Here is a 12085-nt window from a genome sequence, read left to right on the forward strand (position 1 = left end):
TCAATTGGAAGCAGCATGACGGCTGCCTCGTACAGTCCCTTGGATAAGAATCAGGATGGCGTCGTGGATGCTCAGGAGCTGGAGGCGGCGGCGCAATCCGGCCTCCTGTCGGCGAGCATTGTCAACGACGAGAATGGCGACAGCAGCAGTGATCCGAGCGCCACGGACGTCTTTTCCGGCAATCTGGCGTCGATGCTGTTACAGATGCAGCAGAACAGCCAGTCAAGCAGTTCCACGTCGACCGACGGCTCTTCCAGCGCGTCCCCCATGGACCAGCTGTTTGCCAGCCTCGACACCAACCAGGACGGCACGATTTCGCAGGATGAGTTCGTTGCCGGGCGTCCGAAGGACATGAGCGAAAGCGATGCTGAGAACCTGTTCAAGAGCCTGGATACGCAAAATGCCGGCTCCTTGACCAAGGATCAGTTCGCCGAGGGCCTCGATGCCCTGAAGTCGTCGGATGCTTCCGCCGCCGATATGCTGTCGCTGGAGCCGAGTACGAGTGACAGTAATCCAACGGATGCCGCGACGCTTGCCAAGGATCAGGCGCTGAACGTCTTGCTGAACAACATGCAGGATCCGTCATCGCTTTATCAGAACACCTATGGCCAGTATGATCCGGACCAAACGGGTGGCGTCGCTGCGTAATCGCGGAGGCCTATTGCTATGAAACGAACGGAGATTGCGAAACGCGATCTCCGTTTTTTATTCGCCGGCGCCTAATTCGGCCAACGGCAGAATGAAAGGCGCATTGCCATCGGCATCCGCGCCACGGCCGATCTCCTTGACTGCGGCAACCAGGCGCCCGTGGCGTCCGAGCATGTCGTCGCCGATGGCAACGAGCCGGGCATTCGGCGTGGCGAACGGTGAGCTCGCGCGCAGGCGACGCACCAGCACCAGGTCGTCCTCCTCCGGGTGAACGGCCAAAGCCGCAATCAGCGCCGCCGCCGGCGAACGCGAAACACCCATCCAGCAATGAATGAGCAAAGGTGCGCTTCGATCCCAGCCGATAGCAAAGTCGATGATGGCGCGAACATGCGTCTCCTGCGGGGCGATGAGATCGCCGGTTCCGGCAAAGCTGATATCGTTCATATTGAGCAGCAGATGCCGATCCGCCTTGATGACGGCAGGCCGATGAAAGCTCTGCTCCTTGGCCATCAGGCTGATCATCTCGCAAGCCTTATGGCGAACGGCCATTTCGGCGATGCGCGCAAGCGGTGATACGACAATCGCGGTCACGCGCCGATCCTCACGGCGGCACGCTCCGCCTCGATAGACTCGAAGCGCTTCAGGAACATCCGCTGTGCCTCGATCGCCGGCACAGGCTCGATCGGCAGCATCTCGCGCGTGACGTCGCGAGGCTGGCCGAAGAATTTGCGGGCTTCATCAGGCGTGAAGCCGGCAAGCAGCGTTGCCTCGAAATAGGCAGAGATCGTATCGGCCTTCTTGATCTTTTCCTTGAGCTTCGGCGTGCAATGCGGGGGCAGGGCGAAGCGTCGATAGATCGCCGCCTCGAGTCGCTTCTCGACGACCTTGTAGTCGCCGCCGACAACCGACTTGAACGGCGAGATCATGTCGCCGATGACATATTCCGGTGCATCATGAAGCAGGGCGGCAAGCAGCTCGTCGGGCGTTGACGGATTGAGGTGACGAAAGATCGCCTCCACCACCAGACTGTGCTGTGCTACCGAAAAGGCATGATCGCCGGAGGTCTGTCCGTTCCAGCGGGCAACACGGGCAAGCCCGTGCGCAATGTCGCCGATCTCGACATCAAGCGGCGAGGGGTCGAGCAGGTCGAGCCTGCGCCCGGATAGCATGCGCTGCCAGGCACGCGCCGTCTTCGCCGATATCATGCCGACGCCTCATCGGCGCGGGTGGGGAAGGAGAGACCGGACCAGGCTGGAAGAGATACGGTGACGTCGACTTCGTCAGCCTTTATCGGAGCCTCTTCGGCAATGGCTTCGCCGGCCCGGTCGATGCGGACGATGGCAAGGCCCATATTGCCGGCGGTCGAGCCGAGCGTGCCGATCGGCTTGCTGCCGACAGTCAATTCCGTGCCGGAGGGCGGTAATTCGGCACTGCCGTCGACGATGACGACGCGCCTGCGCGCGGTTCCGCGATGATGCATGCGGGAAACCACCTCCTGGCCGATATAGCAGCCCTTGCGGAAGCCCAGGCCGCCATTCAGATCCATCAGCACATCGTGCGGGAACGCATCCTGCAGCGCGAAATCGGCGCCGGAAACGGCGATGCCGTTGGCGATCCGCAGCGCATCATAGAGTGTCTCGGGATCGCCGCCATGTTCACCGGGCGTCCGCGTGAGAACAATTCCAGCCTTGGCGAAGCGGCTGTCTCTTGGGCCATCCGTTGCGGCATCTCCCCATGCGACAGTGACGCCCCGTGCGTCCTCCGTGGCGAAATCGACCTTGGCACGCAAGCGATACATCGTGAGCCGCTTGAGCAGGCCCTCCCGCTGCGCCGTGTCGGTTTCAACCAGAAAGCCAGGGCCATCCCGCCAGATCATGAAGTCGAACAGGATCTTGCCCTGCGGCGTCAGCAGCGCGCCCGGACGAGCTTCATCGGCGCCAAGCGAGGCGAGATCGGTGGTGATGAGATTGTGCAGGAAGGTCTCCGCCTCCGCGCCGGTGATGCGAATGAAGGAGCGCTCTCTCAGGAATACGGCTGGCATGATGGTTCCGCTGATTTGGCCTATCACGCAGAGGTAGGGCCTTCGACGGGGAACCGCAAGTTCCCCCTTCGGTTCATTCGCCCGAGGTGAAGAATTTCCAACGGCCGTCCGGCGTGATGCCGACGCGATAGAAATTATAGCCGCCGAATTCCAGCATGTCGGCGTAATCGCCGGCCGTCACGATGCGCATCAGATCGACCTTCTCCGGCGTGGAGAGCGTCTTGATGTCTTTCTGGGCAAAGTAGGGCCAGACATAGACCTCGTCGGGCGTGCCCTGGCCGACATGGGCAAAGCCCGTGGACATGATATCGAGGAGGATGGACAGGATCTCGATGCCGTCAGGATCGCCCGAAAGGTCATGCAGCGTCTTGATCGGATCTTCGCCGGGGTCGTCGGCGGTAACCTGAGTCTGCTTCAGGCCCGCTCCGATATTCATCAGCGGGCGCAGGCGTTCGAGATCACCGGAAGCAGCAGCCTCGACGATCGCCGCGCGGAGCTTCTTCACCGGCTCCGGCGCCTTGTCGATATCGAAGAGGAATTCGACCGATTTGTTCGCATTCGAGGCGTCACCGCTGCTCTGGCCGGCCTGCTTGTTGATCAGCGGATCGGGCATCGGCAACGTGTTATTGTTGGCAGCGGGTGCTTCCAGCGCCTGTTCGATCGGCTTCTCGTTCTTCTGCTGTGCGGAGTCTTTCGCCTGAGGGGCCGGCGGGTTGAGCTGGGAAAAGGCATTGGCCGGTAGCGGCAAGGCGGTGCTGCCCAAAAGCAGGGTTACGGCAGCGAACGAGGCAATGGAACAGGTGAGCGCATTGCCTGGAAAGATACGCATTAGCAATCTCTGAGTGTTATTGCAGGGTACGGTTCGGAGAGAATTCACCAGCGAGCATGCGTTCACGCAGCGATTCGAGCAAGGCTTCGGCGCCCTGTTCCCCCTGAATCCGGATCGTCTCACGAATCGCATGGGCAATAGCCGCATCGGCGATGATTTCGGGCTCGATGCCATCTGCCATGCCGTCGGCCCAAGCTTCATTCTGGTATTCCAGCGCTGCCTGCATCTTTTCATGAACGATCATGTCGTCGATTTCGTTCAGGCTGGTTTCCATTGTTTCTTTCCTCGAGACGTTCATGTCCTTACCACTTGCTTAATAACTCTATCAGCCTTTTCCCAAAACGACACGGCTCGCTATGAAAAGAGGTTAATAAATCGTCAATTTCCAAAGCGTGCGGTGATTTCTGTCGCCAGTGTTGCACCTTCGTTACGGTATCGCTCTTCCGCGACGCGGGCCTGCGGCGTGCAATTCGTGTAAACCGATGCAAAGGACCGATATCCACGGTTGAAGGCCGCAGTGAGCCTTTCTTTTCGTTTCGGCTCGCTCTTGGTTTCCGTGTCGAGCAAGTGTTGCATGTCACCGCGCCATCCGTCTTCCCGCGTCGGACTGCAGAGATTGCGCAAATAGTCGATCGAACCGAGAATTTCGGATAGCCGGGAGAGCTGCTCGTCATAGGGCGCAGGCTGCTCGGCATTCGCATTATCGGCCGCCTGTGGCGGTGGTGCGCTTGCTGCCGGCTGTGCTGCAGCTGGGAAGGCTGCGGCAAGCGCGATGCAGATCAGAAGCGGTCGGCCAAGGCTGTTATGATTCATGTAACCATGTTGACCGGACAAGCATGACGGGAACAAGGCGTGGCGGGTGGTTTCCACGCCGATATTGCTCAGCATCGTTAATTTCGGGGCGGAGCTATGCGTCTTCTGCAGCAAGTCGCTCCACGCATTCGAGCACGCTGGCCGGAACGGGCAGGGTGCGCACCTCCTCCAGCGTGTACCAGCCGATGGCAGCCGCATCGTCGGCGGCTTCGGCAACCGCATCCTCGTCGGCATCCACGAGGAAGACCGAGAGCAGGAAGTGGCTTGTCAGCGTTCCATCCGCCGCGTGCGAGCGCAGGTCATAGGTCTCGAACAGGCGGGGATTGCGGGCTGATATGCCTGTCTCCTCCTTGAACTCGCGCAGCGCCGCGTCGGCCGGCGTCTCTCCTTCTTCGGCCCGCCCTCCCGGAAAGGCGTACATATCGGCGGACGGCGGATTGCTGCGCAGCACCAGCAGGAAGCGGCCATTGCGTTCGAGAATGGCGGAGGAGGCAGGGCGAGGATTGGAGATCATGGATCGCTTTGCATTCGGATAGGAAGATCGATGCGCAATGGCGATGAGCCATTCGCGACCAATTTCTACAGGAAACGGCGCTTGCTGTCCCGCGGGAAAGCCCATTAACTCGCTCCCGGCTAAGGCGACGATTCTCAATGCGCCGAATATAGGGACGATCGGGGATGATCTACGGGCTATATGCTTTGGCGGCTCTCGCCGAAATAGCGGGCTGCTTTGCCTTCTGGGCGTGGTTGCGTCTGTCGAAGCCCGTCTGGTGGCTCGCACCCGGCCTTGTCTCGCTGGCGCTCTTTGCCTGGCTGCTTGCACTGGTGCCGAGCGAGGCGGCCGGGCGCACTTTTGCTGCTTATGGCGGCGTCTATATCGTTGCCTCCATTCTGTGGCTCTGGCTCGCTGAAGGGCGGCTTCCGGACCGATGGGATATTTCGGGCGCCGTCATCTGCCTTGCCGGTGCGGGGATCATTCTTCTCGGGCCGCGCGGCTGAGCTTAGGCTTGACCCGGCGCCTTGCGGGTGCAACACAGGCCTCATGTGCGGACGTTTCGCTTTGACATCGACGGCAGACCAAGTGGGCGAAGCGCTCGGTGTCCTGCTGAATGACGGTTTTCCCGCGCGCTATAATATCGCGCCGACGCAGCCGATCCTTGTCGTCATATCGGGCGACAGGCAGCAACCGGGCAGCAACCTGCCGGATCGTCGCGCCCTGCTCGTGCGCTGGGGCTTTATGCCCGACTGGGTGAAAGACCCCAAGGACTTCCCGTTGTTGATCAACGCACGATCGGAAACGGCGATCGGCAAGGCTTCTTTCCGCGCCGCCATGCGCCATCGCCGCATCCTCATTCCGGCATCCGGTTTCTACGAATGGCATCGGCCGCCGAAGGAAAGTGGCGAGAAGCCGCAAGCCTATTGGATTCGGCCTCGCAAGGGCGGTGTCATCGCCTTTGCCGGGCTGATGGAAACCTGGTCGTCGGCCGACGGTTCGGAAGTCGACACCGGTGCGATCCTGACGGCGGCGGCAAACAGCACCATTCGATCCATTCATGACCGCATGCCCGTCGTCATCAAGCCGGAGGATTTTGCCCGCTGGCTCGATTGCAAGACGCAGGAACCGCGCGATGTCCTTGATCTGATGAAGCCGGTCCAGGAGGATTTTTTCGAGGCGATCCCGGTTTCGGATCGTGTCAACAAGGTCGCCAATATGGGGCCGGAGGTGCAGGCACCTGTAGCGCTCGATCCGGTCAGGAAGCCGCCGAAGAAGGCGGATCCGGAAGATGGCCAGCTAAGCCTTCTCTGAGCGGCCGCCATTCGGCGGCCAGTGACCGGAAATGCTGCCGCCGGTATTGGTCGGCGGCGGACAGAACTATATTCTTAAGCGATCTTCTTCTTGAGAGGCTTTGTCTTCAGCATCAGATGGGCTGCAAGAACGGCTTTCAGGCCCAGCGGACGATAATGCTTGCTGGGATCGATCTTTGCCTGCGGTTGTGCCGGTTGGTCTTTCTTCTGCGTCATGTTTCACTCCTCACCATGCTCCCCCGGAGCATTTTTCGATTCACAGTCGAGTAGTGCTTTTTGTCGTAAATCATGACAAATCGAAGGCGTTTTCCAATCAGCTTTTGTAAACAACGACCATATTTCGAGAGATTAGCGCCGAAACCTCGTGTAGAATCCGCACTGCCGCAATGTTTGAATCTGCGGAAATATCGCGCCGAGAGGGCCTTCCGTTGCGCCGATGAACGATCGTCATGTCTCTGATTGATAAGGGAGACTTACAGACTGGCGGTTGCAGCGCGGCAGTGCCACCAGAGGGCCATTGCGTAGCGGTTTGATATGCCGGCCCTAGATATGCCGGCCGATATCGTCGTTGGAATCGTCGACATTGGGATCGGCGGGGCCGTTGATTGTGTAGGTGCCATATTTCTTCGCCCAAGAGCGCGCGCCGAAGGGCAGAGACAGCAAATAGATGACGACGGTCACGACCATGACATGCCACGTATAGCTCATCAGCAGCGCGACATAGACGACAAGGCCGAGCATGATCGGCAGCACCAGGTCGCGCCTTACGCCGTTGCCTTCCGATTTGCCGGACCAGACGGGCAGGCGGCTGACCAGCAGAAAGCCGATGAGAACCGTATAGGCTGCCCCCCACAAGGCGAACGTATGGTCCGGCGTCAACCCGAGAAAGCCGAGATAGACCGGCAGCAGCACCAGCATTGCGCCGGCAGGCGCCGGCACGCCGACGAAATATTCCGATTGCCAGGACGCCTTGTGCTCGCGCTCGGCCATGACGTTGAAGCGGGCGAGCCGCAGGCCGGCGGCGATCGTGTAGATAAGCGCTGCGATCCAGCCGAGAGAGCGGGCCTGGTCGAGCAGGAAGACGTAGACGACGAGCGCCGGGGCAACGCCGAAGTTGACGATATCGGCGAGCGAATCCATCTGCGCGCCGAACTTCGAGGTGGCCTTCATCAGCCGCGCGACGCGCCCGTCGATGCCGTCGAGGAAGGCTGCAACCAGCACGGCGGCAACGGCGAGCTCGTAGCGGCTTTCGAAAGCGAGGCGAATGCCCGTCAGGCCCGAGCAGATCGCCAGCACGGTAATCATGTTCGGCACGATTAGCCGCAGCGGAATTTCCCGGAGACGCGGCCCGCGCGCTTCGTCGTTGGGCCCATGCGGCTCGAAAGGCGGAAAAGGCGTCTTCATCTCGCTCGTGTTCCTAAAGTTCAGCTGCGGCGGCTGATGGTTGCGCCCTTGGCCGAGCCGAATTCGGCAATGACGGTTTCGCCGGCGATCGCCCGCTGGCCGACGGCAACGCGCGGCGAGGCGCCTTCCGGCAGGAAGATATCGAGGCGCGAGCCGAAGCGGATGAGGCCGATGCGTTCACCCGCATCCAGCGGCTCGTTCGGATGGACGAAGCAAAGAATGCGGCGGGCGACGAGGCCGGCAATCTGCACCACGCCGATCTCGCCATGCTTCGTTTCAATCACGAGGCCGTTGCGCTCGTTCTGTTCGCTGGCCTTGTCGAGTTCGGCATTGAGGAAGCTGCCCTGGCGATAGGCGACGTTGGTGATGCGGCCGCGCATCGGCGAACGGTTCACATGGCAATCGAAGACATTCATGAAGACCGAGATCCGCAGCATCGGCTGGCTGCCGAGATTGAGCTCGGCCGGCGGCGTCACCATCTGCACGCTCGAAACCTTGCCGTCGGCAGGCGATATCGCCAGATCATCGTCCTGAGGCGTCATGCGCTCGGGATCGCGGAAGAAATAGGCGCACCAGAGCGTCAGGATCAGACCGATCCAGAAGAGCGGCTTGAAGATCCAACCGAGCACCAGCGACGCGACGAAGAAGCCTGCAACGAAGGGATAGCCCTCCTTGTGTACGGGAACGATGACGTTGCGTACGCTGTTCATCAAGCTCATCTACGGCCTACTCCGTTAGGGCAACCTCACCAAGAACCGAGCTCCGGTTCTCCGAACGAGATTATGCCAGTCAAAAGAATGAGAACAAGATAAGCGGTCTTGCTCTGATTACTAGTCGAGCGTGACTACAGGCAAACTCTGTCATGGGCAATGCTTTCGCACGCTCGCCCCCAACGCAATCCTATCCTCCGCCGATACGGATGCCTACAGGGCGTTCTCCAGATCTGCTCTCGTAAAAACGGGCAAGACGGAAAGCTGGGGAAGGCCTTGGATCGCGGGCACGCCATCTCCACGCCAGATCGCACAGATGACGGCGAGAATGTGCGCCTGCGAGCCGATTGCCAGGTGATAGGCATCTTGTACCGCACCACCCGTCGAAATCACATCCTCGATGAAGGTTACGCGGCGGCCGGAAACGTCTTGCCCCTCGATTGCCTGGCAGGTCCCATAAGTCTTTGCTTCCTTGCGGACGAACGCGGCAGGAAGGCCGGTCTCCAGCGAGATTGCCGTCACAAGCGGGATGCCGCCCAATTCCAGGCCGGCAATGATTTCGGTTTCGGCCGGGATGAGATCGGCCATCGCGCGCGCAAGCGGCTTCAGTAGTGAAGGCGTGCCTTCAAAGCGGTACTTGTCAAAATACCGGTTGGAGATCTGGCCCGAGCGGAGTTCGAATTCGCCCTGCAACATCGACACCTCGGCGATGCGCCGGGCGAGATCGGTTTTCGCATGAATGATCCCATCTGCCATCGCTCAGCCTCCTTCGTCGCGCTGCCCTCGCATATACGCGGAAATCATCCAGCCGCAAACCAGATGGGTATCTTGAGAGGGGTCCTGTGAGGTGCAAATTTCTGAAAGGCTTGGGGAGATGGGGAGGAAAAGACAAAGCCGCCGAAGGTCATCCGGCGGCTTCCACATCTGTCAGAGATCGGAAATCAAAGGCCGAGAGCGGCGCGCAGCTCAGCCTTGGCGCCTTCGTACTCGGTCTTGTAATCGTCATGCGTCATGATGGTTTCGGCGATGACGGTGCCTGCAATGCGGCCGGCTTCGATGTCGGAAGCGTAGTGGATGCCGCCGACGACGCGGTTATGGCCGTATTCCCAGGCGCGAGCCATGATGACGGCGCGCTTCTCAGGCACCATGTTCGCGAGAACGATACCCATCAGCGTGCCGACCGTGGTGTGGCCGGACGGGTAGGAGCCGGACTTGGAGAGCGGCACGATCGGCTTTACGAGGTCGCTGTAGAGATGCGGGCGCGGACGCTTCCAGACATCCTTGGCTGGGTCGACGACGGCGCCTTCGGTTTCGACGACGCGGTCGAAGAAGGCCGAGAACTTCGGCAGGTTTTCCTTGGTGAATTTCGGGCTGTCGATGACGTCGGAGAAGCGCCAGACGTTCTCTTCGGCATCGGCCACTGCGCGAGCTGCCATTTCCGGCGTGCGGGTCACCTGGATCGTCAGGATTTCGCCGAGCTCTGCCTTCATCTGTGCGGAATCATTGGCAGGCGGGGGCGGCAGCAGATCGAGGAGATTGATCTCCTTGGCATCGGAGAAAGGCTTGGCATCGTCGGCAAAAACCGGCGAGGCGAGGCCGACGACGAGCAACAGGCTTAAAGCTTTGGCAAAAGTACGCATTTTGGGGCTCCCTTTATGTGAGAGCCGTACCTAGCAAGCTGTCATCTCAGCCTCGTGACAGCCATCGGTGCATAAGTGCGGCGCCCCGATCCTGTGCGGGTTACGGAACGCGGCGCTCCTGCAGGCTTTCTCAGCTTGCCGGCGCCAATCGGTCGACAACGCCCAGATCGTCGTTCTCGCGTACCTGCTTCAGATGCTCCTCGGCCTGCGTCGCCTCGCGCTGGCGGCTCCACATGGACGCGTAAAGCCCGTTCTGTGCCAGAAGCTCGGCATGCGTGCCGCGCTCGGCGATGACGCCGCTTTTCAGCACGATGATCTCATCTGCGCCGATGACGGTCGACAGGCGATGCGCGATGACAAGCGTCGTGCGGTTCTTGGAGACGACGTCGAGGGCGGCCTGTATTTCGCGCTCGGTCGTCGTATCGAGCGCCGAGGTCGCCTCGTCGAGGATCAGAACCGGCGGCGATTTGAGAACGGTGCGGGCGATCGCCACGCGCTGCTTCTCGCCGCCCGACAATTTGAGGCCGCGTTCGCCGACCTTGGTCTCGAAACCTTCGGGCAGAAGACGGATGAATTCGCCGATCTGGGCGATCTCGGCCGCTCCGGTTACTTCCGCCTCGCTCGCGCCCGGCCGGCCATAGCGGATGTTGTAGGCGATAGTGTCGTTGAAGAGCACGGTATCCTGCGGCACCATGCCGATGACCTTACGGAGGCTTTTCTGCGTGACGGTGCGAAGATCCTGGTCGTCGATGGTGATCGTGCCGCTCTGTACGTCGTAAAAGCGATAGAGCAGCCGTGACAGCGTCGATTTGCCGGCACCCGAGGGTCCGACCACGGCGACCGTCTTGCCGGCGGGCACTTCGAAGGAAATGCCCTTCAGGATCGGCCGTGCCGGATCATAGGCGAAATGCACGTCCTTGAACGAGATCGCACCATTGCCGATGATGAGCTCCTTGGCATCTGGCGCATCGATTACTTCGGGCTGAACCTCGAGCAGGTCGAACATCTCCTCGATATCGGTCAGGCCCTGGCGTATTTCGCGATAGACGAAGCCGATGAAGTTCAGCGGCACCGAAAGCTGCAGCAGCATGGCGTTGATGAAGACGAAATCGCCGACCGTATGCTGCCCGTTGAGGACGGACCAGCCGGACATGACCATCATGACGGTCGTGCCGAGCCCGAAAATCACGCCCTGGCCGAAGTTCAGCCATCCGAGCGATGTCCAGACGCCGGTCGCAGCTTTCTCGTAGCGCGCCATCGACTGATCGAAGCGCTTGGCCTCCATCTCTTCATTGCCGAAATATTTGACGGTTTCAAAGTTCAGAAGGGAATCGATCGCCTTCGTATTGGCGTCCGTGTCGCTGTCGTTCATCGTCCGGCGGATGGAGATGCGCCAGTCGCTCGCCTTCACCGTGAACCAGATGTACAGCCAGACCGTGACGGCGGTCACCGCGAGATAGGAAAAGCCGTAGCCGCGCCAGAAGATGATGGCCGTCAGCAGGAATTCGATGAAGGTCGGGAACGTGTTGAGGATCGTGAAGCGGACGATGGTTTCGATACCCTTCGTGCCGCGCTCGATGATACGCGAGAGGCCACCGGTCTTTCGCTCCAGATGGAAGCGCAGCGATAGCTCGTGCATGTGCACGAAGGTCCTGTAGGCGAGCTGGCGCACCGCATACTGGCCGACGCTTGCAAACAGCGCGTCGCGCAGCTGGTTGAGGCCGAGCTGGATCAGGCGCGTCGCGTTGGTGGCGATGATCAAGGCGACGGCGCCGACCATGAAAGCGGGCAGAATGCCCTGCATGTCGAGCTTGCCGTTCAGCGCGTCGACGGACCATTTGAAGAAATAGGGGACCAGCAGCAGGAAGAATTTCGAGACCAGCAGGAAGACGGTCGCCCAGACCACCCGCATCTTCAGATCCATGCGCCCGCTCGGCCACATATAGGGCCAGAGATTGACGATCGTGTTCAATGGATTGCTGGAATCCGCCGATATGGTTTTCTTCTGGCCTGCCATGTCCGTCTCCGGCGAATGATTGGGCAGCCGGGCGTGGCAGCGTTTGCACAGCCGACTGGCAAGCCTTCACAGCCAAGACATGGCCATTGAGCGAAGGCTATGGGGGTCGGGCGACGCTTATACTATTTTTATGCCGTATAAAAGCAGCGGCCAGGCTCATCAGAGCCTGGCCGCTGC

The 12085-nt window shown here is 60.4% G+C and carries 16 protein-coding genes; 3 read left to right on the forward strand and 13 right to left on the reverse strand.

Going from position 1 to position 12085, the window contains the following annotated elements:
- Window positions 1-15: 15 nt before the first annotated feature.
- Window positions 16-648 (forward strand): EF-hand domain-containing protein, encoded by a 633-nt coding sequence (locus ABOK31_RS03810; RefSeq protein ID WP_234910540.1) that lies wholly within the window; start codon window positions 16-18, stop codon window positions 646-648.
- Window positions 649-705: 57 nt separating this feature from the next.
- Here the strand turns inward: ABOK31_RS03810 and ABOK31_RS03815 are convergent, their stop codons facing one another.
- From ABOK31_RS03815 to ABOK31_RS03845, 7 genes are all read right to left on the reverse strand, one after another.
- Window positions 706-1239: a protein tyrosine phosphatase gene (locus ABOK31_RS03815; protein ID WP_174174145.1), complete on the reverse strand. Its 534-nt coding sequence runs from the start codon at window positions 1237-1239 to the stop codon at window positions 706-708.
- Entirely contained in the window at window positions 1236-1853 is a 618-nt protein-coding gene (locus tag ABOK31_RS03820) for an HD family hydrolase (protein ID WP_349957819.1), read from the reverse strand. The genes ABOK31_RS03815 and ABOK31_RS03820 overlap by 4 nt, the downstream gene beginning before the upstream one ends.
- A complete protein-coding gene (locus tag ABOK31_RS03825) occupies window positions 1850-2689 on the reverse strand; it encodes a folate-binding protein YgfZ (RefSeq protein WP_349957820.1) in 840 nt (279 codons plus the stop codon). The genes ABOK31_RS03820 and ABOK31_RS03825 overlap by 4 nt, the downstream gene beginning before the upstream one ends.
- 73 nt (window positions 2690-2762) lie before the next feature.
- Window positions 2763-3518: a hypothetical protein gene (locus ABOK31_RS03830; RefSeq protein WP_174174148.1), complete on the reverse strand. Its 756-nt coding sequence runs from the start codon at window positions 3516-3518 to the stop codon at window positions 2763-2765.
- Between the two features lie 16 nt (window positions 3519-3534).
- Window positions 3535-3792 (reverse strand): hypothetical protein, encoded by a 258-nt coding sequence (locus tag ABOK31_RS03835; RefSeq protein ID WP_034507811.1) that lies wholly within the window; start codon window positions 3790-3792, stop codon window positions 3535-3537.
- 104 nt (window positions 3793-3896) lie between these two features.
- Window positions 3897-4331 (reverse strand): TIGR02301 family protein, encoded by a 435-nt coding sequence (locus ABOK31_RS03840; protein WP_174174149.1) that lies wholly within the window; start codon window positions 4329-4331, stop codon window positions 3897-3899.
- A gap of 94 nt (window positions 4332-4425) precedes the next feature.
- The gene (locus tag ABOK31_RS03845) at window positions 4426-4845 is read right to left on the reverse strand and encodes an NUDIX domain-containing protein (protein WP_349957821.1); all 420 of its coding nucleotides are present in this window, start codon (window positions 4843-4845) and stop codon (window positions 4426-4428) included.
- 164 nt (window positions 4846-5009) lie between these two features.
- Here ABOK31_RS03845 and ABOK31_RS03850 point away from each other — a divergent pair, with 164 nt between their 5' ends.
- Both ABOK31_RS03850 and ABOK31_RS03855 read left to right on the forward strand, forming a co-directional pair.
- The gene (locus ABOK31_RS03850) at window positions 5010-5330 is read left to right on the forward strand and encodes a YnfA family protein (protein WP_174174151.1); all 321 of its coding nucleotides are present in this window, start codon (window positions 5010-5012) and stop codon (window positions 5328-5330) included.
- A 43-nt stretch (window positions 5331-5373) separates the two neighbouring features.
- Window positions 5374-6138 carry an SOS response-associated peptidase gene (locus ABOK31_RS03855; protein ID WP_349957822.1) on the forward strand — a complete coding sequence of 255 codons (765 nt, stop codon included), beginning with the start codon at window positions 5374-5376 and terminating at the stop codon, window positions 6136-6138.
- A gap of 74 nt (window positions 6139-6212) precedes the next feature.
- Here ABOK31_RS03855 and ABOK31_RS03860 read toward each other — a convergent pair whose 3' ends face one another.
- The 6 genes from ABOK31_RS03860 to ABOK31_RS03885 all read right to left on the reverse strand — a co-directional run bounded on the left by ABOK31_RS03860 (window position 6213) and on the right by ABOK31_RS03885 (window position 11908).
- A complete protein-coding gene (locus ABOK31_RS03860) occupies window positions 6213-6353 on the reverse strand; it encodes a hypothetical protein (RefSeq protein ID WP_015339320.1) in 141 nt (46 codons plus the stop codon).
- Between the two features lie 327 nt (window positions 6354-6680).
- Entirely contained in the window at window positions 6681-7541 is an 861-nt protein-coding gene (gene pssA, locus ABOK31_RS03865) for a CDP-diacylglycerol--serine O-phosphatidyltransferase (RefSeq protein WP_174174153.1), read from the reverse strand.
- A 20-nt stretch (window positions 7542-7561) separates the two neighbouring features.
- Complete coding sequence (locus ABOK31_RS03870) at window positions 7562-8260, reverse strand: phosphatidylserine decarboxylase (protein WP_174174154.1); 699 nt, start codon at window positions 8258-8260, stop codon at window positions 7562-7564.
- Window positions 8261-8464: 204 nt separating this feature from the next.
- Entirely contained in the window at window positions 8465-9007 is a 543-nt protein-coding gene (gene pyrE, locus ABOK31_RS03875) for an orotate phosphoribosyltransferase (RefSeq protein WP_349957823.1), read from the reverse strand.
- Between the two features lie 185 nt (window positions 9008-9192).
- Complete coding sequence (locus ABOK31_RS03880) at window positions 9193-9891, reverse strand: phosphatase PAP2 family protein (protein WP_349957824.1); 699 nt, start codon at window positions 9889-9891, stop codon at window positions 9193-9195.
- A gap of 130 nt (window positions 9892-10021) precedes the next feature.
- Window positions 10022-11908 carry an ABC transporter ATP-binding protein/permease gene (locus tag ABOK31_RS03885; protein ID WP_349957825.1) on the reverse strand — a complete coding sequence of 629 codons (1887 nt, stop codon included), beginning with the start codon at window positions 11906-11908 and terminating at the stop codon, window positions 10022-10024.
- Window positions 11909-12085 lie beyond the last annotated feature (177 nt).

The organism is Rhizobium sp. ZPR4, from assembly GCF_040215725.1.
In the GTDB taxonomy this organism is placed as follows: Bacteria; Pseudomonadota; Alphaproteobacteria; order Rhizobiales; family Rhizobiaceae; genus Rhizobium; species Rhizobium rhizogenes_D.

Coding starts and splice junctions, on each gene's coding strand:
- ABOK31_RS03810 (WP_234910540.1), top strand. CDS start 16: ATGACGGCTGCCTCGTACAGTCCCTTGGATAAGAATCAGGATGGCGTC.
- ABOK31_RS03820 (WP_349957819.1), bottom strand. CDS start 1,853: ATGATATCGGCGAAGACGGCGCGTGCCTGGCAGCGCATGCTATCCGGG.
- ABOK31_RS03825 (WP_349957820.1), bottom strand. CDS start 2,689: ATGCCAGCCGTATTCCTGAGAGAGCGCTCCTTCATTCGCATCACCGGC.
- ABOK31_RS03830 (WP_174174148.1), bottom strand. CDS start 3,518: ATGCGTATCTTTCCAGGCAATGCGCTCACCTGTTCCATTGCCTCGTTC.
- ABOK31_RS03835 (WP_034507811.1), bottom strand. CDS start 3,792: ATGGAAACCAGCCTGAACGAAATCGACGACATGATCGTTCATGAAAAG.
- ABOK31_RS03840 (WP_174174149.1), bottom strand. CDS start 4,331: ATGAATCATAACAGCCTTGGCCGACCGCTTCTGATCTGCATCGCGCTT.
- ABOK31_RS03845 (WP_349957821.1), bottom strand. CDS start 4,845: ATGATCTCCAATCCTCGCCCTGCCTCCTCCGCCATTCTCGAACGCAAT.
- ABOK31_RS03850 (WP_174174151.1), top strand. CDS start 5,010: ATGATCTACGGGCTATATGCTTTGGCGGCTCTCGCCGAAATAGCGGGC.
- ABOK31_RS03855 (WP_349957822.1), top strand. CDS start 5,374: ATGTGCGGACGTTTCGCTTTGACATCGACGGCAGACCAAGTGGGCGAA.
- ABOK31_RS03860 (WP_015339320.1), bottom strand. CDS start 6,353: ATGACGCAGAAGAAAGACCAACCGGCACAACCGCAGGCAAAGATCGAT.
- pssA (WP_174174153.1), bottom strand. CDS start 7,541: ATGAAGACGCCTTTTCCGCCTTTCGAGCCGCATGGGCCCAACGACGAA.
- ABOK31_RS03870 (WP_174174154.1), bottom strand. CDS start 8,260: ATGAGCTTGATGAACAGCGTACGCAACGTCATCGTTCCCGTACACAAG.
- pyrE (WP_349957823.1), bottom strand. CDS start 9,007: ATGGCAGATGGGATCATTCATGCGAAAACCGATCTCGCCCGGCGCATC.
- ABOK31_RS03880 (WP_349957824.1), bottom strand. CDS start 9,891: ATGCGTACTTTTGCCAAAGCTTTAAGCCTGTTGCTCGTCGTCGGCCTC.
- ABOK31_RS03885 (WP_349957825.1), bottom strand. CDS start 11,908: ATGGCAGGCCAGAAGAAAACCATATCGGCGGATTCCAGCAATCCATTG.